Origin of the sequence: Parasalinivibrio latis, from assembly GCF_036825535.1 — a bacterium.
GTDB classification, from domain to species: Bacteria; Pseudomonadota; Gammaproteobacteria; order Enterobacterales; family Vibrionaceae; genus Parasalinivibrio; species Parasalinivibrio latis.
The window spans coordinates 841,018-862,833 of sequence record NZ_CP098812.1 but is presented as its reverse complement, the minus strand read 5'-3'; the positions used below and the strand labels follow the sequence as shown (position 1 = coordinate 862,833).

General features: G+C 50.9%; 18 protein-coding genes. 1 reads left to right on the top strand and 17 read right to left on the bottom strand.

The annotated features are described in order from the left end of the window. Positions 1-3 precede the first annotated feature (3 nt). The 3 genes from NF212_RS04220 to guaB form a co-directional block, all read right to left on the bottom strand. Positions 4-2,157, bottom strand: coding sequence for a two-component system response regulator (locus NF212_RS04220; RefSeq protein ID WP_434359120.1), 2,154 nt, complete (start codon positions 2,155-2,157; stop codon positions 4-6). Between the two features lie 413 nt (positions 2,158-2,570). Further along, the gene (gene guaA / locus NF212_RS04215) at positions 2,571-4,148 is read right to left on the bottom strand and encodes a glutamine-hydrolyzing GMP synthase (RefSeq protein ID WP_434359118.1); all 1,578 of its coding nucleotides are present in this window, start codon (positions 4,146-4,148) and stop codon (positions 2,571-2,573) included. A 136-nt stretch (positions 4,149-4,284) separates the two neighbouring features. Beyond that, on the bottom strand, positions 4,285-5,748 hold the full coding sequence (guaB, locus tag NF212_RS04210; protein WP_434359116.1) for an IMP dehydrogenase: 1,464 nt from the start codon (positions 5,746-5,748) through the stop codon (positions 4,285-4,287). Between the two features lie 127 nt (positions 5,749-5,875). Here guaB and xseA point away from each other — a divergent pair, with 127 nt between their 5' ends. Next, entirely contained in the window at positions 5,876-7,252 is a 1,377-nt protein-coding gene (gene xseA / locus NF212_RS04205; protein ID WP_434359114.1) for an exodeoxyribonuclease VII large subunit, read from the top strand. A 96-nt stretch (positions 7,253-7,348) separates the two neighbouring features. Here the strand turns inward: xseA and NF212_RS04200 are convergent, their stop codons facing one another. The 14 genes from NF212_RS04200 to hscA all read right to left on the bottom strand — a co-directional run bounded on the left by NF212_RS04200 (position 7,349) and on the right by hscA (position 21,799). Further along, positions 7,349-7,585 carry a zinc ribbon domain-containing protein gene (locus NF212_RS04200; protein WP_434359112.1) on the bottom strand — a complete coding sequence of 79 codons (237 nt, stop codon included), beginning with the start codon at positions 7,583-7,585 and terminating at the stop codon, positions 7,349-7,351. Positions 7,586-8,066: 481 nt separating this feature from the next. Then, positions 8,067-9,572, bottom strand: coding sequence for a ribosome biogenesis GTPase Der (gene der / locus NF212_RS04195; protein WP_434359110.1), 1,506 nt, complete (start codon positions 9,570-9,572; stop codon positions 8,067-8,069). A gap of 89 nt (positions 9,573-9,661) precedes the next feature. Next, positions 9,662-10,819, bottom strand: coding sequence for an outer membrane protein assembly factor BamB (gene bamB / locus NF212_RS04190; RefSeq protein WP_434359108.1), 1,158 nt, complete (start codon positions 10,817-10,819; stop codon positions 9,662-9,664). A gap of 10 nt (positions 10,820-10,829) precedes the next feature. Then, positions 10,830-11,441 (bottom strand): YfgM family protein, encoded by a 612-nt coding sequence (locus tag NF212_RS04185; RefSeq protein WP_434359106.1) that lies wholly within the window; start codon positions 11,439-11,441, stop codon positions 10,830-10,832. 11 nt (positions 11,442-11,452) lie between these two features. After that, the gene (hisS, locus tag NF212_RS04180) at positions 11,453-12,721 is read right to left on the bottom strand and encodes a histidine--tRNA ligase (protein WP_434359104.1); all 1,269 of its coding nucleotides are present in this window, start codon (positions 12,719-12,721) and stop codon (positions 11,453-11,455) included. Between the two features lie 77 nt (positions 12,722-12,798). Then, positions 12,799-13,920 carry a flavodoxin-dependent (E)-4-hydroxy-3-methylbut-2-enyl-diphosphate synthase gene (gene ispG, locus NF212_RS04175; protein WP_434359102.1) on the bottom strand — a complete coding sequence of 374 codons (1,122 nt, stop codon included), beginning with the start codon at positions 13,918-13,920 and terminating at the stop codon, positions 12,799-12,801. 33 nt (positions 13,921-13,953) lie between these two features. Further along, a complete protein-coding gene (gene rodZ / locus NF212_RS04170; RefSeq protein ID WP_434359100.1) occupies positions 13,954-14,976 on the bottom strand; it encodes a cytoskeleton protein RodZ in 1,023 nt (340 codons plus the stop codon). Beyond that, complete coding sequence (gene pilW / locus NF212_RS04165; RefSeq protein ID WP_434359098.1) at positions 14,966-15,721, bottom strand: type IV pilus biogenesis/stability protein PilW; 756 nt, start codon at positions 15,719-15,721, stop codon at positions 14,966-14,968. Before pilW ends, rodZ begins: the two co-directional genes overlap by 11 nt. Positions 15,722-15,860: 139 nt before the next feature. Continuing rightward, on the bottom strand, positions 15,861-16,982 hold the full coding sequence (locus NF212_RS04160; protein ID WP_434359096.1) for a bifunctional tRNA (adenosine(37)-C2)-methyltransferase TrmG/ribosomal RNA large subunit methyltransferase RlmN: 1,122 nt from the start codon (positions 16,980-16,982) through the stop codon (positions 15,861-15,863). A gap of 330 nt (positions 16,983-17,312) precedes the next feature. Continuing rightward, positions 17,313-17,744, bottom strand: a complete 432-nt coding sequence (ndk, locus tag NF212_RS04155) for a nucleoside-diphosphate kinase (protein WP_434359094.1) — start codon at positions 17,742-17,744, stop codon at positions 17,313-17,315. Positions 17,745-17,896: 152 nt separating this feature from the next. After that, complete coding sequence (pepB, locus tag NF212_RS04150; RefSeq protein ID WP_434359092.1) at positions 17,897-19,186, bottom strand: aminopeptidase PepB; 1,290 nt, start codon at positions 19,184-19,186, stop codon at positions 17,897-17,899. Positions 19,187-19,382: 196 nt separating this feature from the next. Beyond that, positions 19,383-19,583 (bottom strand): Fe-S cluster assembly protein IscX, encoded by a 201-nt coding sequence (iscX, locus tag NF212_RS04145; RefSeq protein WP_434359090.1) that lies wholly within the window; start codon positions 19,581-19,583, stop codon positions 19,383-19,385. Positions 19,584-19,607: 24 nt separating this feature from the next. Then, complete coding sequence (gene fdx, locus NF212_RS04140) at positions 19,608-19,946, bottom strand: ISC system 2Fe-2S type ferredoxin (protein ID WP_434359088.1); 339 nt, start codon at positions 19,944-19,946, stop codon at positions 19,608-19,610. A 2-nt stretch (positions 19,947-19,948) separates the two neighbouring features. Then, positions 19,949-21,799: a Fe-S protein assembly chaperone HscA gene (hscA, locus tag NF212_RS04135; protein ID WP_434359086.1), complete on the bottom strand. Its 1,851-nt coding sequence runs from the start codon at positions 21,797-21,799 to the stop codon at positions 19,949-19,951. Positions 21,800-21,816 lie beyond the last annotated feature (17 nt).

Sequence of the window (21,816 nt, the reverse complement as noted above, 5' to 3'; positions counted from 1 at the left end):
AAATCAGGCCTCTTTAAATTTTTCAGTGTAAGACGTCAGCCAATCTTCCATTTCCTTCTCAGGAAGAGGCCGCGAGTACAGATATCCCTGGAAATAGTCCGAGTCTGCGCGACGCAGGAACGCGGCATGCTCCTCGGTCTCAACACCTTCCGAGATCACTTTGAGATTGAGGTTGTGGGCCAAGTCAATGGTGGCAGAGATAATGCACTCATCATCCTTGTCCCGGCCGATATCCTTGATAAAACTACGATCAATCTTGAGGGTGTTGATGGGTAACCGGCGCAGGTAACTGAGTGAGCTGTAACCGGTACCGAAATCATCAATAGAAATACTCAGTCCCATGGTTTGCATCAGCCGGAGTGTCTCTATCACTTCTTCCTGGTCGTTCAACAGCAGTGACTCGGTGATTTCAATTTCGAACTGGTCAAGATCCAGCCCGAACCGCTCCTTTATCTCGAACAGTTGGTCTATCACCAGCTTGTTTCTGAACTGAACTGAGGATGTATTAAGGGCAATACGCGCCCCTTCCGGCCAGATCCCTTTATCTTTCCAGTTCTGCAGAGCCTCAAAAGCCTTGGTGTAGATATGCAAGCTCATCGGGATAATCAGCCCGGATTTTTCGGCGATGGGAATGAAGTTATCGGGAGAGACGAACCCCCTGGATTCGTGTTTCCACCTGGCCAGCACTTCCACCGCAACCAACTTTTCGTTGTGGGAGTCTATGATGGGTTGGAAATGACAGCTTAATTCGTCATCCAATACGGCTTTTTTGAAGTCCCGCTCCAGTTGCGATCGTTGAACCGCCAAATCCTCATATTTTGGATCAAACATGGCAAAGCAGTTACGTCCCATGTTTTTGGCCTGGTACATGGTGATATCTGCCGCCTTGATAAGAGAATCGGCATCTTCCCCATACTCTGGAAACTCCACTATCCCTATGCTGCCACTGGTAAGGATAGAATGGTTCTTTACCTCGATAGGTTTAGAGAAAACCTCAAGCATTTTTCCAGCCATTACAGAAGAATCGAAATTGCCGTTCTCATCTTCAAAAAGAACACCAAACTCGTCTCCCCCCAATCGGGCAAACAAGTTTACTTTTCTGCCATAGGATCTGAGTCGGTGGGCCAAGTTGACCAACAACTCATCACCAACGGTATGGCCGAATTCATCGTTAACTTTCTTGAAGTGGTCAAGGTCAACGAACATGACGATCAGTCGGTGGCCGTTTCTTTTGCAGCGGTTAATCGCGTTATTAATGGCCTCTTTGAACAGCATCCGGTTTGGCAACTTGGTAAGCGGATCATGGGTAGCCATATGCAGAAGCTTTTCTTCGTTCTGCTTACGTTGGGAAATGTCGTGAAACATTAAAACACCGCCGCCTTTATCACCGGAGCGGAAGGTTCCAAAAGAGTAGCTACAGGGGGTATATCGCCCATTGCCATTGGCTATCTTGGCATCATTTTCACGGATGGTGTCACCCTGGAGAATGGCGCGACGGAAGATACTGTTTTCCCAATCAACTTTGTCACGCAGTGCCGGGCGGTCGAGCAGCATCAGGATGCTTTTATTCATCAACCGATTCGAATCGGCCCTCAGGATTTGCTGGGCTGCCGGGTTACAAAAATTAATAAGGCCATTTTCATCCACTGCGATAATGCCATCTAGTGAGCACTTCAAAAGCAGATTTTTACTCTCTTCCAGCGCCTGGGTTTTTTCCAGCAGCTCTTCCAGAGCACGTTTGTTTTTTTCCAGGTCGATAAATATCTGCACTTTTGCCAGTAAGATTTTGGCATCTATCGGCTTGCAGATGTAATCAGCCGCCCCAGAGTCAAACCCTTCATGGATATATTTAATATCTTTATGAATCGCAGTGATAAAAATGACCGGGGTGTGGCGAGTCTTGGGGTGTTTATGGATCAACTGCGTCGTCTTGAACCCATCAAGCACAGGCATCTGAACATCCATAAGTATCAGACAGAAGTCGGAATCCTTGATTAGGATATGCAAGGCTTCACTGCCAGACAGAGCTTTCACCACCTCTACGTTCATACTGCTAAGCAGCTCTTCCAGGACGAATAGGTTTTCTTCCCTGTCATCAACTATCAAAATTCGTGTAGCTGGCTGGATCTCTGGGGAAAGAGCTGGGACCATATTCATAGACATTCTGTATTGGTACTAACAGGCCGACAAAAAATCTGTCGGATATAGAGAAGCATTGCCAAACTCAATCCTTCCCACTTCATATGTTTAACGTAGACCAATTTGTTTCACTTCAACAACTCGCATTGCAAAAGTGAGACCATGTACAGCCAGCGAGTCCTACAACAACTGCAGTCGAGTTAACGAAAACATCGCGACATTAAATATGCGTTGTACTGCTGACTATCTTCAGGTTTCAGGGCGTAAGTTTGTGCCTATGAAATGTACCGGGGAAGGTGTATGAATCAGTTGGGAAGTAATATCGGCAAAGAGGGAAGAGATTGGAGGATAGGCGTCTCCCCGCTGTGTGGGGAGACGCAATAATACATGGGGTTATCTAACTGAATAAAACAGCTTCTGCTGCGTTCCAGTTATTCCCACTCGATAGTTGCCGGTGGCTTGCCTGATACGTCGTAAACCACACGGGAAATACCATCCACTTCGTTGATGATGCGGTTTGATACCTTACCCAGGAAATCGTATGGCAGGTGTGCCCAGTGGGCGGTCATAAAGTCGATGGTTTCAACGGCACGCAGGGAGACAACCCAGTCGTACTTACGGCCATCGCCCATTACGCCGACAGAGCGAACCGGCAGGAATACGGTAAATGCCTGGGAAACCTTGTTATAAAGGTCTGCTTTGTGGAGCTCTTCAATGAAGATAGCGTCAGCACGGCGCAGCAGATCACAGTATTCTTTTTTCACTTCGCCCAGCACACGTACACCAAGACCAGGACCTGGGAACGGGTGACGGTAAAGCATGTTGTATGGCAGGCCGAGCTCAAGGCCGATCTTGCGCACTTCGTCTTTGAACAGCTCTTTCAGCGGTTCAACCAGACCCATTGCCATTTCTTCTGGCAGACCACCTACGTTATGGTGAGATTTGATAACGTGTGCCTTACCGGTCTTTGAGGCAGCAGATTCGATAACGTCCGGATAGATGGTACCCTGCGCCAGCCACTTGGCGTTCTTCAGTTTCTTCGACTCTTCATCGAACACATCTACGAACACATGGCCAATTTTCTTACGCTTGGCTTCCGGATCGGCAATACCATCCAGCGCTGACAGGAAGCGGTCTTCTGCATCAACGTGGACAATGTTCAGTCCGAAGTGATCGCCGAACATTTCCATAACCTGTTGCGCTTCATTCAGACGCAGCAGGCCGTTGTCTACGAATACACAAGTCAGCTTGTCACCGATCGCACGGTTGATAAGCATGGCAACAACGGATGAATCTACGCCACCTGACAGGCCCAGGATCACTTCATCGTCACCGACCTGCTCTTTGATGCGAGCAACAGCGTCTTCGATAATAGAAGCCGGTGTCCACAGGCGATCACAGCGGCAGATGTCCATCACGAACCGCTCAAGCATACGGTGGCCCTGACGGGTGTGAGTGACTTCAGGGTGGAACTGTACGCCGTAGAAACGCTTCTCTTCATTTGCCATCGCAGCAAACGGACAGGTATCTGTAGAGGCGACTTTTACGAAGTCGGACGGGATTTCAACCACTTTGTCACCGTGGCTCATCCAAACATCCAGAACACCCTTGCCTTCTTCATTGATGGCATCTTCAATGCCTTCAAACAGGCTGCCAGCGTTATCCAGAGTCACCTTCGCATAACCGAATTCGCGCTCGGTAGAACCTGCAACTTTACCGCCCAGCTGTTCTGACATGGTTTGCATGCCGTAGCACACACCCAGAACAGGAACCCCTGCTTCAAACACATATTGTGGCGCACGTGGTGAACCTGCTTCGGTCACACTCTCCGGACCGCCGGAAAGGATGATGCCGTTAGGGTTGAAGTCGCGGATATCCTGCTCTTCAACATCCCAGGCCCACAGTTCACAGTAAACACCGATTTCACGGATACGGCGCGCGATAAGCTGGGTGTACTGGGAACCGAAATCAAGGATCAGAATACGTTGGTCATGAATATTCGTGGTCATCTATTGCGTCTCAATCAGAGGTGGTATCAGGAAGCGTTGCTCCCTGCGAGTAATCGTTAACCGGTTGCACCAAACCGGGAACCGGTTAAAAAAGTATGGGAAGCATTCCTTCCCATACCATTATTCCCAAGAGGGCTTACCCCATACGGTAGTTAGGCGCTTCCTTGGTGATGGTCACATCATGGACGTGCGACTCAGCCATACCTGCACCGGTAACCCGGACAAATTCAGCTTTGGTACGCAGATCCTCGATAGTTGCAGAACCGGTAAGACCCATGCTTGAGCGCAGGCCACCCATCTGCTGGTGAATGATTTCCTTCAGGCGGCCCTTATAGGCTACGCGACCTTCGATACCTTCCGGTACCAGCTTGTCAGCAGCATTGTCTGACTGGAAGTAACGGTCAGAAGAACCTTTGGTCATCGCACCCAGAGAACCCATACCACGGTAAGACTTGTAGGCGCGGCCCTGGTAAAGCTCAACTTCACCCGGAGATTCTTCGGTACCGGCAAACATAGAACCAGCCATTACACAGCTTGCGCCGGCGGCGATTGCTTTACACATGTCACCGGAGAAACGGATACCGCCATCAGCGATAACCGGGATGTTGTACTGGTCAGCAACAGCCACAGCATCAGAAATTGCAGTAATTTGTGGAACGCCTACACCGGTTACGATACGGGTAGTACAAATTGAACCCGGGCCGATACCAACTTTAACGGCATTTACGCCGGCTTCAATCAGCGCCTTGGCACCTGACGCTGTTGCCACGTTACCGCCAACAATTTGCAGGTCTGGGTATTCGGCACGAGTTTCACGGATACGTTGCAGAACACCTTCAGAATGGCCATGTGATGAGTCAATCAGCAGCACATCCACACCAGCTTCAACCAGTGCCTTAACACGTTCTTCGTTACCGGCACCGGCACCTACCGCAGCACCAACACGCAGACGGCCTTGCTCGTCTTTACAAGCGTTAGGCTTGCGCTCTGCTTTCTGGAAATCTTTAACGGTGATCATACCGGCCAGGTGATGGTGCTGGTCGATAACCAGTACTTTCTCAACGCGGTGCTCTTGCATCAGCGCCTGAACTTCTTCACGACCGGTGCCTTCCATTACGGTCACCAGGCGGTGTTGAGGTGTCATCGCTTCTTCAACTTTCTTTTCCAGGTCGGTAACAAAACGCACGTCACGACCGGTGATGATACCCACCAGCTCACCGTTACCGGCAACCACTGGGTAACCTGCAAAACCGTTCTTTTCAGTCAGGGCTTTTACGTCACGGATAGTCATGTCCGGGGTAACAGTAACAGGCTTGGCTACCACACCCGCTTCATAGATCTTAACCAGGCGTACTTGCTCGGCTTGCTCTTCGATGCTCATGTTCTTGTGGATAAAGCCGATACCGCCTTCCTGGGCCAGGCCAATAGCAAAACGTGCTTCAGTCACGGTATCCATCGCGGCTGAGACCATCGGGATGTTTAGGGTAATTTTGTCAGTCAGACGAGTTCGCAGATCAGCCGTGTTTGGCAGTACTGTCGAATGGGCAGGAACAAGAAGGACATCATCAAAAGTCAGCGCTTCTTTGGCAATTCTTAACATCGCAATATCTCACACCAGAGGGTTGTAAAAGGGGGAAAAATATTGCCGCCGCATTATACTCACGACGCAATCGATTGGCTACAGCTTTCTTAGAAAAATATTTGCATGATCTTCCCCCCTCTGTAATATGGTTCGATTACTTTCTGTTCATCCAGTGGAGAATTCTGTGCCTGCCGCCGGAAACGACCGCATTTACACCGTCTCCCGCCTTAATGCTGAAGTGCGCTTGTTACTTGAAAATGAAATGGGTGTCATTTGGCTTACCGGCGAAATTTCCAACTTCACAGCCCCCGTCTCCGGACACTGGTATTTCTCACTAAAAGATAGCCGCTCACAGGTTAAATGTGCCATGTTCCGTGGCAATAACCGCAATGTTGCATTCAAGCCGACAAGTGGACAGCAGGTATTGGTTCGCGCCAGGATTTCCCTGTATGAACCCCGTGGTGATTACCAGATCATTGTCGACAGCATGCAGCCGGAAGGTAACGGCTTGCTCCAGCAGCAGTTTGAGAAGCTAAAAATGCAGCTGGCTGCTGAAGGGATGTTTGCGCAGGAAAGGAAAAAAGAGTTGCCAGCCAGCCCTGTTAGGGTCGGTATAATTACTTCCCAAACCGGCGCAGCCCTTCGCGACATCCTCCAAGTACTTCAACGGCGCGACCCTTCCCTGCCTGTTGTCATTTATCCAACAATGGTACAGGGGGACGGCGCTGCCATTTCCATTGCCCAGGCAATCGGGCGGGCAAATATCCGCAACGAGTGTGATGTGCTGATTGTCGGCCGTGGCGGCGGCTCTATCGAAGATCTCTGGTGCTTTAACGAAGAGATCGTCGCCCGCTCCATTGCAGCCAGCTCTATTCCAGTCATCAGTGCTGTCGGGCATGAAATCGACGTAACCATCTCAGACTATGTTGCAGATGTCCGCGCCCCCACCCCGTCTGCCGCCGCAGAACTTGTCAGCCGGGATACCGGTGAGCGGGTGAAACAACTGAATTACCTCAAAGATCGTCTGAACTATGCGATTCAAGGGTATCTGTCGCGGCAAGAACACCGGGTTGGCAATCTCAGACACCGTCTCCAGCTTCGCCACCCCAAGACCAAACTGGAACAGCAAATCCAGCAGTTGGACGAAAGATCAGTTGCACTTACCGGGGCTGTACAGCGCTATATGCAGAATAAAATCCTGCATATTGACCGGCAGTCGCTGAAATTATCGCATTATTCCCCAGAGAGACGGATTGAATCCGGGCGAGACCGTATTGCCGATTACGCGCGCCGTCTTCAAAGTGCCATGGAGCGTAATCTGGCGGAAAAGCGCCATGCACTGGCATTGCAGGTAGAGACCCTGGAAGCCGTCAGCCCGCTTGCCACCCTTTCCCGCGGTTACTCCATTACCCGGAAAGAAAATGGCAAGGTGGTTAAATCCGTGAATGATGTTGAAAGTGGGCAACTGTTGGTGACACAGGTGGCTGACGGTGAAATCACATCGAAAATTGTATCCCCGTAAATTAGCCAAATCCTCAACTTTCCGGCTTCTGTTAAGCCCATAAATCCCCATAAAAAAAGCCCGGCATTCTCAGCCGGGCTTTTTTAATCTATTGATTTAAATAGCTTCATCAGCCTCGAACTTCACCTCAATACGCTTTTTAGATTTCAATTCATTGCAACGCGGGCAAAAGTAGTTACTGGCACCACACGCCTGTAACTTCTCCAAAGCATGATGGCAGTCAGGGCAACTGACCTGCTTTTTGAAGACCTGTTGACAGAAGTCACAATGGTAATGGCTATCCTGCCAACGAAGTTCACTCTCGCATTGGGGACAGGAAGAGATCTCAATCATAATGGACTCACAAGGACGTTATCAGTCAGATTTTACCAAATTATCAGCGTATTACGGATTCCAAAACCTGCAGTTCCCCACATTATCGACCGATGGGAGCAATAAGAGTTTAGATCGCATGATCTACAGATCACGGTAAACAGGCAAAGTGATCAGCGATCTGCTCCCTACAGAATATTTATCAATACACTTCCCGAAAGCATAAGTTACATGTTCTGCATTTGGATTTTAAACAGGATAATATCTCGGCGCCACTTCAAATTACAGGCGGATCCAGAATTTGATATATATGATCTGGGGCTGGAATTCTCACGTCGCAGAATCATTTTGTTGATCTGCGTCACTTAAAATAGCAACTAAAAAAGAAATTACATCGCCTCTCGGTTCTTCCAATCCGGCGAATCTGATCCTTACGCCTCTATTTTTAGATCAAAAAAAACCCAGCGGCCAGCGCTGGGTTCTCATTTTAACGGTCGAAACCTTATTTCTTCCGGGTTTGCAGCATTGTCATCAGACGCTTACGTTGGCGTTCCTGAGACATTGTCAGCTTTTCTTTCTTGCCTTCGAACGGGTTCTCGCTGTTCTGGAACTGCATACGGATCGGTGTTCCTACAATTTCCAGTGACTTACGGTAGTAGTTCATCAGGTAGCGCTTGTACGCATCCGGCAACTCTTTCACCTGGTTACCGTGCACAACCACAATTGGTGGGTTGTAACCACCGGCGTGGGCATACTTCAGCTTCACACGGCGGCCACGAATCATTGGTGGCTGGTGGTCCTCTTTCGCCATGTTCAGGATGCGGGTAAGCAGAGAGGTGCTGACACGCTTGGTAGCAGACTCATAGGCTTCCTGTACAGATTCGAACAGGTGGCCGACACCGGTACCATGAAGCGCCGAAATAAAGTGAATGCGGGCAAAATCAACGAAACCAAGACGACGGTCCAGTTCTTTCTTCACTCGCTCTTTGACATCCTGATCCAGACCATCCCACTTGTTCACTGCCAGTACAATGGAGCGACCGGCATTCAGGGTAAAGCCAAGCAAGCTTAGATCCTGATCAGAAATATTCTCGCGCGCATCGATAACCAGCAGAACCACGTTGGCATCTTCAATCGCCTTCAGGGTCTGTACTACGGAGAACTTTTCAACAGTTTCGTTGATACGCTTACGGCGACGCACACCTGCGGTATCAATCAATACATACTCACGGCCGTCACGCTCCATTGGGATATAGATAGAGTCACGGGTGGTACCCGGCATGTCATAGACTACAACACGCTCTTCACCGAGGATGCGGTTGGTCAGGGTTGATTTACCCACGTTTGGACGGCCGATAATAGCCATCTTGATAGGCTGGTCCTGCAGACGCTTATAAGCAGCTTCAGCGTCTTCCTCGCTGGCATTTTCTTCCTGCTCGTCCTCGTCGGCTTCATCAGTAAGATCCACCAGCATTGGGTCCAGCTCTTCATCTTCTTCCGTGTCTTCTGCCATTTCTTCGGCTACAGGCATCAGGGCACGGTCAATCAGGGCACCAACGCCACGGCCGTGGGCTGCTGCAATCTGGAACATCTCTTCAAAACCCAGGCTCCAGAAATCAGCACCGGCCTGATCGGCATCAATGCCGTCAACCTTGTTAACAACCAGGAAGGTGGTCTTTTCACGGCTGCGCAGGTGATTGGCAATTTCTTCGTCAGCAGGCGTACGTCCGGCACGGCCATCCACCATAAACAGAACAACATCAGCCTCTTCGATCGCAGCCAGTGACTGCTGGGCCATCTTGGTTTCAACACCTTCTTCCGTTCCGTCGATGCCGCCGGTGTCAATCACGATAAACTCGTGCTCGCCCAGCTTTGCTTTACCGTATTTACGATCCCTGGTTAAACCTGGAAAGTCCGCAACCAGCGCATCGCGGGTGCGGGTCAGGCGGTTAAACAGTGTTGATTTCCCGACGTTAGGCCGCCCCACAAGAGCAACAACAGGAATCATATTAACCTCTTAAAAAATCTGTGTTATCTAATGACAACGGCTCCTGGCCGATAACAACCAAGAGCCGTCATGTTCATAATCCGCTGAAATCAGGGAATTTGCAGTTTCCGCAAATCGCCTTCGCGGTCCATCACCAGGTAACCGTCATCGACGCGTACCGGTGCGACAGCCAAGCCACTATTGTTAATCTGCTGCTGGGCAACAAACTCACCAGTGTCAGGATCCAGCCAGTGCAGGTAACCTTCTGCATCACCTACCACAATATAGCCTGAGATAGCGACCGGCGCTGTCAGAAGACGGTATTGCAGATCCTTGTTTTCCCACAGTTCCGTTCCGCTGCGTGCATCAATAGCAACGACGTGGTCTTTGTCTGTGGTCAGGAATATCCGGTTACCCGCGACGAAAAAGTCGTTATACGCCGAATAGTTACGCTTCCAAACCGGTTGTCCGGAGCGCAGGTCCATGGCGAAAAGGTGGCCATTGTACCCCAGTACGTACAGACGGTCGCCTGAAATTACCGGTGTAGAGTCAACATCAACCAGACGATCAATCTCTGTCGCGCCTTTCGGGCTGCCTACGGGGATCTGCCAGAGTACCTGTCCTGAATTCATCAGCGCAGCACCCAGACGGCCATTTGCCATTCCCCAGAATACACCGCCGCCAACGGTTACCGGTGCACTGTCACCGCGGAGTGTCAGGTTAGGCACTTCGTTACCGATACGCCATTTTTGCTCACCGGTTTCAGCATCCAGCGCAACCAGGGTGCCACGAGAAGTGTTTACCACCACCATGCCTTCGTCAGCCAGTGGTTTGGCCAGCACTTCACCGTTAACCTGGGTTTTCCACTTGGTTTCACCGGTTTCTTCGTCCAGTGCGATCACATAGCCGTTTTCGGAACCGATGAATACTTTGCCGTAAGATAGGGTCAATCCACCAGAAAGCAACGCCGGGTTTTCTTCACCCAGGTTAACTTCCCAAAGTTTCTTTCCGGTCTCACTGTTCAGCGCATACACTTTACCGTCGCGGTCAGCAGCGAAAATCTTGTCGTAACCGACTGCCGGGGAAAGACGGGAGAAATACTGCCCTACGCCATCACCAATCTGGTGCTGCCAAATCTGCTTGGGAGCAAATTCGCTTTTTACGACAGGAAGCGGCGCCATCTGCACCGCTTCTTCTTCGCTCGCACAACCCGCCAGGACACCCAGTGCCAACAACAGAGGGAGTGCGCGCTTCAAGGCTTTCTGCATGCCGTAATCCTTACTTAGCAAGGTTGTCCAGTTTCATCTGAACAACCTGGCCTGCTCCGTTTTGAAGAGCCAGTTCATAAGAAGTACGTGCTGCTTCGACATCGCCTTTTTTCAACTGAAAATCGCCGCGGAGTTCATCCACCGTACCAGCCCAACTTTCGGACGTGACCTTAGCGAGCTCAGCCAGTGCTGCGTCAAGGTTACCCTGCTGGGCTTCCACGCGGGCCAGGCGAATCTGCGCCAGTGTCTGCATAGACTCATCTTTAGCATTGTCAGTTACCCAGCGAAGCTGCCTAGCAGCAGCAGCCAGCTCACCGGCTTCCGCCTGAACTTTTGCCAGTTGTAGGCTGGTCATTGCAGCGTAAGATGTGTCTGCGTTGTCCTTAATGAAAGCTTCGGCTTTCCCGGCTGCTTCCGCGCCGTCAGAAGCCAAGGCAGTAACAACCACGTTGTAAGCGTCAGAGGCGTTTTCCGCCGAGGTATCGAGATGACCCTGGTAATAACGCCAGCCGTACAGGCCGCCAAGGCCGACAACAGCGCCAAGAATCACGGCTTTACCGTTTTCCTTCCACCAATTCTTAATCGCTTCTACCTGTTGTTCTTCTGTGGTGTAGACTTCCACGACTGATCCTCTTAAATCAATGCCGCCAGTTTTGCGGCCACATCATCCTGTGACATTGTCAATTGTTCACCGCCGGCCAGATCCTTGAAGGTTACCTGTCCGGATGCCACTTCGTCTTCGCCCAGAACCAGTGCAACAGCTGCACCGACTTTATCTGCACGCTTGAATTGTTTCTTAAAGTTACCGCCACCAAAGTGAGTCATTACACGCAGGCCAGGTACATCTTCACGCAGGCGCTCAGCCAGCTTCATACCTGCCATCAGTGTGCCTTCTCCGGCAGTCACCACATAGACATCTACGCCACGGCGTACGTCAGTCTGGCCCAGGGTTTCCATGAGCAGCACAAGGCGCTCAAGGCCCATTGCAAAACCTACTGCAGGAGCCGGTTTGCCACCCAGTTGTTCAACCAGGCCGTCATAACGGCCACCGCCACAAACTGTACCCTGTGCACCCAGGCTGGACGTTACCCACTCAAACACAGTGCGGTTGTAATAATCCAGGCCACGTACCAGGCGCTCATTCAGGTTGTATGGGATACCTGCAGCGTCAAGCAGTGCACACAGACCGGCAAAGTGATCCTTGGATTCTTCATCCAGGTACTCGGAAAGCTTAGGCGCATCACCAAGGATTGCCTGCACGTCCGGGTTCTTGGTGTCCAGCACTCGCAGCGGGTTGGTGTACATACGGCGCTTGCAGTCTTCATCCAGAACATCCATATGCTGTTCAAGATAGGCGATCAGTGCTTCACGGTAGTTGGCACGGGCTTCCAGGGAACCGATTGAGTTCAGCTCAAGGGTAACGTGCTCGGAAATACCCAATTCACGCCACATGCGGGCGGTCATCATGATAAGTTCTGCGTCAACATCCGGGCCATTGAGGCCAAACACTTCCACACCACACTGGTGGAACTGACGGTAGCGGCCTTTCTGAGGGCGCTCATGACGGAACATCGGGCCCATGTACCACAGGCGCTGTTCCTGGTTGTACAGCAAGCCGTTTTCGATACCGGCACGTACACAGCCTGCCGTACCTTCAGGTCGGAGGCTCAGGCTGTCACCGTTACGGTCATCAAAGGTGTACATTTCTTTTTCTACCACGTCGGTCACTTCACCGATAGCGCGGCAGAACAGATTCGTCATCTCAACGATAGGCATACGGACTTCGTTATAGCCATATGCACTGATAACTGATTTAACGGTGCCTTCCACTTTTTGCCAAAGCGGAGTTTGTGTTGGGAGGCAGTCATTCATGCCTCGGATAGCTTGGATTGTCTTCGCCACTTTAACTCTCGTTATCGCTTGAGATGAATGCGATAGTTTACCAATACACGAATCGCCGTGCGATGCACGGCGAACGGTTATTTTTCGATTTCTTCAACCTTGATGCGGTTTGCTTCATCAAGCATCGCCGCTTTGGCCCGGATGCGCGCTTCCAGCGTATCAATCAGGTCATCGTTGTCCAGCCGTTCTTTGGTACGTTTGCCATCTTCATACAGGGCGCTACGCCTGTTGGCACCGGCCACGCCAAGGTGCGACACTTCTGCTTCACCTGGGCCATTCACCACACAGCCAATCACGGAAACGTCCATAGGTACGACAACATCTTCCAGCCGTTGTTCCAGCTCATTGATGGTACCGATCACGTCGAATTCCTGACGTGAACAGGTCGGGCACGCAATAAAGTTGATACCACGTGAACGGATACGCAGGGACTTGAGAATATCAAAACCAACTTTGATTTCTTCAACCGGGTTTGCCGCCAGAGAGATACGAAGGGTATCGCCAATGCCCTCAGACAGCAAAATGCCCAGTCCGATTGCCGACTTCACGGCTCCTGCACGGGCACCACCTGCTTCTGTAATACCCAGGTGCAGAGGCTGACGTATTTCCTGGGCCAGCTTACGGTAGGCATCAACAGCCAGGAAAACATCAGAGGCCTTTACACTGACTTTGAACTGGTCAAAGTTCAGGCGGTCAAGGATATCCACATGGCGCATGGCGGATTCCACCAGTGCTTCCGGTGTAGGCTCGCCATACTTTTCCTGCAGATCACGTTCGAGCGATCCGCCGTTTACACCGATGCGAATAGGGATATTTTTGTCACGGGCACAGTCTACAACCGCACGGATACGATCTTCGCGACCGATATTGCCCGGGTTGATACGCAGGCAGTCTACACCGTACTCCGCCACTTTAAGCGCGATACGGTAGTCGAAGTGAATATCAGCCACCAGTGGGAGATTCGACTGCTGCTTGATCAATTTGAATGCTTCAGCCGCTTCCATGGTAGGCACAGAGACACGCACGATATCAGCACCGGCTTTTTCCAGGGCGCGAATTTGTGCCACGGTGGCATCGACATCCGTAGTACGTGTGTTCGTCATTGATTGCACGGCGATTGGGGCGCCGTCACCAACAGGAACATTACCGACGTAAATACGCGTCGACTGGCGACGTTTAATTGGGGATTCTTTATGCATGACTTAACTCAAGAGCACTACAACACGGGTTGGTTACGGAAGGGTGAATCGGGCAACATTTCCGGATTCGTACTTACCCAGATCCACAGACTCACCGTCGTAAGTCATCGTAACCACTTCAGGAGCGCCTAATACAACTTTATATGGTGGTTTACCAGACAGGTTCAGCGTATCACCTGTCCCTTTAATACCAATAGCCAGGCGTTTGCCGGAGGCATCCCGGATATCCACCCAACAATCAGAGCTGAATTTTACCACAAGCAAATCACTTGTTGGGCTCTGTTGCACCGGAGCAGCAGGAGGAACGCCTGCCGTTGGAGTTTCACTCACTTCCGGAACGACGGGGTTTGCAACCGCTTCCGTTGACTGTTGAACTGTTTCTACTGTCTGTGGCTCAGGAACAACCGGAGGTTCAGTGACGGCCTGTTCTGCAGAATTATCAGCTTCAACCTGCGGTTCAACAACCTCAGGGGTATTTTCTGGGTTTGATTCCACAGCAGGCGAGCCACTGGCTGGCGATGCCGGTTCTTCAACGGGAGCTGGCTCCACGCTGTCAGGGCTGGTCTCCCGAACGGGCTGTTCTGCCGTTTCAGTTGTTCCTGATACTGGCTGTTCAATAACAGATAGCTCCGCTACACGGCTGTTTTGCCACCACCAGTAACCGGATACACCAACAATAATCGCAATGATGAGCCAGGTCAGCGTCATCAGGCGGTTGTCGCGCTTCTCATGGTTTGTTTTCCGGGAAAAGCTTTGCATCTGGGAAGCATGATGCACTTCAGCCGTCTTAAGGTGCGGCATCAAGGCAATGAGTTCATCAGCATTAAGATCAACCAGCTTGGCGTAAGCACGTACATAACCACGCACGTAGGTTGATATCTGGTCAAACTCTGTATGGTCCTGCTCAATCGCCTCAACAACGGTGGTGCGGAGATGGAGTCGTTCGGCGACATCTTTTACTGAAAGCCCAAGCGCTTCACGCTTTTCTTTCAGTAGACTTCCCGCACTTTGCAGCGGTGCATCGATATGAGGTTCGGAATGTAATTCAGTAGTCATTCGCAATATATCGCTGATATTGTTCTGAGTCCGGATACATGGTCGCCAACAGTTCGCCGTAGCGATCCACTTCTATTTGTCGGCCTGCCCCTGATTCAAGCTGAATCAGCATAAGCAAGCTTGTTGGCTGGTAACCGTACCTTTTGTTAAAGGCAAACAGATGAAGACGAGCCTGGTTGTAGTTTTCATCTTCAATTTTTATATCAGCCAATTGCAATAAGGTTTTAGGACGGGTCGGCTCATTGGCCAGCGCCTTTTCAAACTTATAAATTGCAGTATCACGGTTACCGGCTTTTAATTCACAAAAGGCCGCATTTTCATAACTTGCTGCGACCTGATAGTAATACGGTTGTTTTATCGCCTTCGAAAATGCTTTCTGGGCATCTTCATAACGCGTCTTTCTGCACAAAAATACGCCGTAATTATTAAGTACATCACCGTTATTGGGTGAAGATCTCAGCGCTTTTTTATACAAACCTTCAGCTTCATCGTCTGAGCCGACTTTTTGCAGGTAATACGCCATACCAATGAGTGACCGGTAGTAATCCGGTGCGTATTGCAATGCCAGTTCCAGGTTCTCTCTGGCACGCTGCCACTGCCCCTGCTGCATGTAATTGAGCCCTAATGTGACACGGGCTTCCGCAGCCTGAACATTGTCAAAAGAACCCGCTGTTTCTTCTTCTGAAACAGTCACACAGCCGCTTAAAAGGCCAAAAAACAACAAAATTGCTGACCATCGTAACATAGTTTGAGTCATCCCTCGCAACATAAATGAAAAAAGCACCGTATGTTGCCGTTCGCTCAAGTAAGGGTGATGGCAGCAGGAAAATTCCCTGAGATAAAATTAAGGCCACATTGGTGTGGCCTTATTGATACCTATCATTTTAGACAGAAGTAACAGGGATCGGTTCACCCGCTCCACGCATACCTTTTGTCCGTTTCGTGCGGTCAATCACATCACCAACTAACTGACCACATGCAGCATCAATATCGTCACCACGGGTTTTACGGGTAGTGACAGTAATATCGTACTGCTCTAATGCCTTACGGAAGCGATCAATACGGCTATTGCTTGGTTTGTTATATGGTGACCCCGGGTACGGGTTGAAAGGAATAAGATTTATCTTCGCAGGCGTATCTTTTAGCAACTCTGCGAGCTGGTGCGCATGTTCTGTACCGTCATTCACGTGGTCGAGCAAAATATACTCAACGGTTACACGGCCACGGTTGGCATTGGAAACAGCAATGTAGTCACGCACAGCAGAAAGGAAGGTCTCAATGTCATACTTGTCATTGATTGGCATGATCTGGCTGCGCAGCTCATCATTGGGTGCGTGCAATGAAATAGCCAGCGCAACATCCAGCTGTCCGGTCAGCTGCTTGAGGCCAGACACAACGCCGGAAGTTGATACAGTAACGCGGCGCTTGGACAGACCGAACCCATAATCATCCAGCATCAGGTTCAGCGCAGGGATCAGGTTTTTCACATTCAGAAGCGGCTCACCCATACCCATCATCACCACATTGGTAATAGGGCGGCGTCCGGTCTCTTTTTCCACACCGATTTCTTTCGCGGCGCGCCAAACCTGACCGATGATTTCAGAGACACGAAGGTTGCGGTTAAAGCCCTGCTGGGCAGTAGAGCAGAACTTACATTCCAGCGCACAACCTACCTGAGAGGAAACACACAGTGTCGCGCGGTCATCTTCTGGGATGTAAACGGTTTCTACATCCTGGTTGCCTACACGCATAGCCCACTTGATGGTGCCATCCTGTGAATACTGGGCAGCACTCACGTACGGTGCACGGATTTCAGCGATTTCTTTCAGGCGCTCACGAAGCTTCTTGTTGATGTTGGTCATCTGGTCGAAGTCATCACAACCGAAGTGGTACATCCACTTCATAATCTGGTCTGCGCGAAACGCCTTTTCATTCAGCTCTTCCGCAAAGAACTGACGCAGAGCCTGGCGGTCAAAATCCAGCAGATTGATTTTTTCAGTTGTCATCGATTGCCTCGTGATACTTAGAGTGACCCGGAAACTGTCCGGCGGTTGCCCGGTTTTAATACCAATTGGATTATTTCTTTGGTCTGAGATGACGCTGGAGAAACCATTCAGTTCAAGGCGCGAGTTGCAGATGCTAGTGGGGCTAACATCAAAACAAGCAACGCTGAAATGGATGATTTCGACCAGTCAGAATGATCAAGGAATTAGTCTGATTGGTATAAGGCGCGAAATTGTACAGGCTTTACGTGACCGATTCCACACATTGAGTTTAGGGGAATTCGTAAAAGAAAGGGGAGCCGAAGCTCCCCTGTTGATTTTCGTACAATTTTATTACTCTGCACGCGGGCAGATTTCGTCCTGCGCGAAGAAGTAGGCTATTTCACGCTCGGCAGAAGCCGGGCTATCTGAGCCATGCACGGAGTTATAACGCATGCTCAGTGCGAAATCGTTGCGGAGCGTGCCACATGCAGCTTCTTCCGGGTTGGTTTTCCCCATCAATTCACGGTAGCGGGCAATGGCATCCTCACCTTCCAGCACCTGCACCATGATTGGGCCTGAAGTCATAAACTCGACCAGATCATTATAGAAGGGCTTGCCTTCATGCTCTGCGTAAAAGCCTCCGGCTTTTGCGGCATCCAGATGGAGCATCTTGGCAGCCACAACGCGCAGTCCTGCACTCTCAATACGTTGGTAAATGGCACCGATTAGGTTGCGCTTTACCGCGTCCGGTTTCACGATAGAAAACGTGCGCTCAATGGCCATGTTATTTTCCTTTTTTATAGCTGTCGGGTTTTGGCGTCATCAAAAATAATGAACACCACCTCTTTGTTCACATCATCACATACAGGATGGTATCAAATGCGGGACACCGGGCCATCTCCGGTATCCCATTTTGTTAACTAAACCGATTAAAATCAGGCTTCTTGAGCAAGAATACGTGCCAGAGTACGGACACCCGTACCTGTCCCGCCTACAGCCCACTTGTCGGAGGCTGCCTTGCGGTAGGTCGCTGAGCAGTCAAAGTGCAGCCAACCCTTCTGGTATTCATCAACAAAGTACGACAGGAATGCTGCTGCCGTGCTGGCACCCGGGTTGTATTGCCCACCGGATACGTTAGCGAGATCAGCAAAGCTTGAAGGAAGCATTCCGCGGTGGAACTCCGCCAACGGAAGTGGCCACAAACCTTCATTTTCTTCACGGGCAGCAGACAGTGCCCGGTGTGCCAGATCATCGTCAAAGCTGAACAGGGCATGATAGTCATTGCCCAGCGCCATTTTGGCTGCACCTGTCAGGGTGGCACAATCGATAGTCAGTTCAGGCTTGAATTCATTGGCGTAAAGCAGGCCGTCAGCGAGGACCAGACGTCCTTCCGCATCTGAGTTCAGCACTTCAACGGTCACCCCGTTTTTGTAGGTGATAATATCACCCAGCTTGTAGGCACTGCCGGACACCATGTTTTCGGCACAACACAGGATCAGCTTGATACGCTTTTTCACGCCACGGGCAATAGCCAAAGCCAGGCCACCGGTTGCGTTTGCAGCACCCCCCATATCAGCTTTCATGGCATCCATGAAGTTGGAAGGTTTGAGGCTGTAACCTCCGGAGTCAAATGTGATGCCCTTACCCACAATACAGGCGTAAACAGGCGCATTTTCATCACCGGTCGGGTTGTAGTCCAATTGCAGCATCGCCGGCTTGCGGGCAGAACCCCGTCCAACGGTATAAATGCCAACCCAGCCTTGCTCCAGCAGGTCAGTACCGGAAACGATCTTGTAGCTTACATGGTCCGGTGCCAGAGACTTGATGAATTCTCCAGCACGTGACGCCAGTTGCTTTGGCTCAATCTCTTCAGCTGTCTGGTTGATAATGTCACGCGCCCAGTCAGCCGCGGTGATCCGTGCTTCCAGCTCTTTTTGATCCTCGGCACCCAGCAGGTTCTGTCTAATCTCAGTCCCACCTTTCGGGTTTCTAAATCCCTGATGGAAAGACCAGATACCCTCGAGGCTCCAGCCATCGCCAGACAATTCGACATTCTTGATTCCCTGGCTCTCCAGTTTGCGGGCAGCACGCTGAATGGCATCAAAATCTTCAAGTTTAGTAAGATGCACAGTGGCTTGGTCGCCGGAGAATGAAAGCAGCGCTTTTTCTCCCCAATGCGGGGTTGCGGGTTTCAGAGAGAGTGAGACAAGCATGTATTCCGCCATACTTTACTCCTTGCATTTTTATTTGATGGAGCCTGCGCCTGGCTGATTTTACTGAGGATAAGGCCAGCCGGGCAGACCTTTATGATTTTAGGTATATAAGAAAACGGGCATAAGCCCGCTTTCTGATTCGCTTTTTACTCTGCCCGTAAACGATAAATAAAACAAGACGTTTACAGAAACCAAACAGACCCGGTAATTAGTCTGCCTCGTCCATCCAGCACAGAATAATTGCCTCAAGGATTTTTTCGTTAGACCGGTTAGGGTCGTCATCAAAATCCTCAAGTTCTGTCACCCAGCGATGCAGGTCGGTAAAGCGCACAGTTTTCGGATCGGTATCCGGGTAAAGATCACACAGCTCAATGGCAATATCCCGTGAATCTGTCCATGTCAGGCTCATATTGCGATTCCTTAAATCTCTGGCTTAATGATTTTCTTTTGCGTGGTTCAGGCTGTAGCGAGGGATCTCGACAACCAGGTCTTCATCTGCCACTTTCGCCTGGCAGCCAAGACGCGATTCAGGCTCAAGACCCCACGCCTTGTCCAGCATGTCATCTTCCAGCTCATCACTTTCATCCAGTGAGTCAAAACCTTCACGGACAATCACGTGGCAAGTGGTGCAGGCACACGACTTTTCACACGCATGCTCAATACCGATTCCATTACGCAGGGCGACGTCCAGTACGGTTTCCCCGGTTTCCGCTTCCAGTACAGCACCTTCCGGGCACAAATCTTCGTGTGGAAGTACAACGATCTTGGGCATAGTTAAACCTCGTCAATAGATTGACCTGCCAGCGCCTTACGGATGGACTTGTCCATTCGGCGTGCAGCAAATTCCTGGCTGGCTTTGTCCAGCACCTTAATTTCGTTCTCGATGGCCAGGGCACTGTCGCCGTTACGTTTGGCGATCAAGGCCTCAATCGCAGCAACCAGTGCCTGCTGCTCTTCACCGTTAAGGAGGTCATCACCATCTTCCTGCATAGCAGCAATCAGGCTCTCAATAACGCGGTCAGCTTCCACACGCTGCTCAGCCAGGTAGCGGGAATCTTTGTCTTCTTCTGCATGGGTGAAGGAGGACTTGATCATGTTGGCGATTTCGTCTTCTGACAAGCCATAAGAAGGCTTTACCTGAATAGAAGACTGTACGCTGGTGCTCTTTTCCATCGCAGTCACAGAAAGCAGACCATCAGCGTCAACCTGGAAAGTCACGCGGATATGGGCAGCGCCTGCCACCATAGGAGGAATGCCCTTAAGGGTGAACTGAGCGAGGGAACGGCAATCATCAACCATCTCCCGTTCGCCTTGAAGGACATGCACTTTCATGCCGGTCTGGCCGTCTTTGAAGGTGGTAAACTCCTGTGCCCGGGCGACAGGGATGGTGGTATTGCGCGGGATGATTTTCTCCACCAGGCCACCCATGGTCTCGATACCCAGTGACAGCGGGATAACATCCAGCAGCAGCATGTCTGAGTCCGGTTTGTTACCGACCAGGATATCTGCCTGGATGGAGGCACCTATCGCCACAACTTTATCCGGGTCGATACTGGTCAGCGGCGTACGGCCAAAGAATTCGCCGACTTTTTCGCGAACCAGAGGCACTCGGGTTGAACCGCCCACCATAACAACTTCCAACACTTCATCTGCTGATACACTGGCGTCTTTCAGTGCACGGCGGCAAGCCATCAGGGTTTTCTTTGTTAATGGTGTAATCAGCGCCTCGAAGGTTTCACGGTTAAGCGTCCCCTGCCAGCCAAGTACATCAATCTCTGCGGTGTCCGCATTGCTGAGGGTGATTTTCGCCGTTGTCGCTGCAGCATTAAGCTGACCACGCTGGTCACCGGTTAATTTACCGAATTGCGCCTGCTCGCTGATCCAGTCAGCAACAAGATGGTCAAAGTCATCACCACCGAGTGCAGAGTCGCCACCGGTAGCGAGAACCTCGAACACGCCTTTGCTGAGGCGAAGCACTGAAATATCGAAGGTACCGCCACCCAGGTCGTAGACCGCAATGACACCTTCCTGACCGGAATCAAGGCCATAGGCAATGGCGGCAGCTGTTGGTTCATTGAGGAGGCGAAGGACATTGAGGTTGGCAAGGCGTGCCGCGTCTTTTGTTCCCGCTCGCTGGGCATCATCAAAATATGCCGGAACAGTTATCACTACCCCTTCCACTTCACCGCCAAGGGCAGACTCGGCTCGCTTGGAGACTTCACGGAGAATATCAGCAGAGACTTCCAACGGGTTGCGGGCACCTGTACGGGTATTGATAACCGGCAAGCCGTTTTCCGAAGCGGTAAGTTGATAAGGTAAGTGAGGGTAGCGGGATTGGATATCCGCAAGGGAGCGCCCGAGCATACGCTTAACGGATGCAACCGTGTTGGCACTGTCGGTTTCAAGCATGGCTTTAGCTTCAAAACCAACAACGGCCTGTTCCTGACCGTAATGCACGACTGAAGGGATCAGGGCACGGCCCTGTTCATCATTCAGCGTTGAAGGTGTGCCACTGCGTACAGCAGCAACCAGTGTATTGGTAGTACCCAGATCGATACCGACCGCCAGTTTATGCTGGTGAGGCGCAGCACTTTGTCCAGGTTCTGCAATCTGTAATAACGCCATGGGAAATCCTGTGTCTT

Excerpts from the sequence above, each read along its gene's own strand:
- xseA (WP_434359114.1), top strand. The coding sequence starts at position 5,876 with ATGGTTCGATTACTTTCTGTTCATCCAGTGGAGAATTCTGTGCCTGCC.
- pepB (WP_434359092.1), bottom strand. The coding sequence starts at position 19,186 with ATGGCGGAATACATGCTTGTCTCACTCTCTCTGAAACCCGCAACCCCG.
- rodZ (WP_434359100.1), bottom strand. The coding sequence starts at position 14,976 with ATGACTACTGAATTACATTCCGAACCTCATATCGATGCACCGCTGCAA.
- iscX (WP_434359090.1), bottom strand. The coding sequence starts at position 19,583 with ATGAGCCTGACATGGACAGATTCACGGGATATTGCCATTGAGCTGTGT.
- ndk (WP_434359094.1), bottom strand. The coding sequence starts at position 17,744 with ATGGCCATTGAGCGCACGTTTTCTATCGTGAAACCGGACGCGGTAAAG.
- guaA (WP_434359118.1), bottom strand. The coding sequence starts at position 4,148 with ATGACCACGAATATTCATGACCAACGTATTCTGATCCTTGATTTCGGT.
- fdx (WP_434359088.1), bottom strand. The coding sequence starts at position 19,946 with ATGCCCAAGATCGTTGTACTTCCACACGAAGATTTGTGCCCGGAAGGT.
- hscA (WP_434359086.1), bottom strand. The coding sequence starts at position 21,799 with ATGGCGTTATTACAGATTGCAGAACCTGGACAAAGTGCTGCGCCTCAC.
- bamB (WP_434359108.1), bottom strand. The coding sequence starts at position 10,819 with ATGCAGAAAGCCTTGAAGCGCGCACTCCCTCTGTTGTTGGCACTGGGT.
- NF212_RS04220 (WP_434359120.1), bottom strand. The coding sequence starts at position 2,157 with ATGAATATGGTCCCAGCTCTTTCCCCAGAGATCCAGCCAGCTACACGA.
- der (WP_434359110.1), bottom strand. The coding sequence starts at position 9,572 with ATGATTCCTGTTGTTGCTCTTGTGGGGCGGCCTAACGTCGGGAAATCA.
- NF212_RS04200 (WP_434359112.1), bottom strand. The coding sequence starts at position 7,585 with ATGATTGAGATCTCTTCCTGTCCCCAATGCGAGAGTGAACTTCGTTGG.
- ispG (WP_434359102.1), bottom strand. The coding sequence starts at position 13,920 with ATGCATAAAGAATCCCCAATTAAACGTCGCCAGTCGACGCGTATTTAC.
- guaB (WP_434359116.1), bottom strand. The coding sequence starts at position 5,748 with ATGTTAAGAATTGCCAAAGAAGCGCTGACTTTTGATGATGTCCTTCTT.
- pilW (WP_434359098.1), bottom strand. The coding sequence starts at position 15,721 with ATGTTACGATGGTCAGCAATTTTGTTGTTTTTTGGCCTTTTAAGCGGC.
- NF212_RS04160 (WP_434359096.1), bottom strand. The coding sequence starts at position 16,982 with ATGACAACTGAAAAAATCAATCTGCTGGATTTTGACCGCCAGGCTCTG.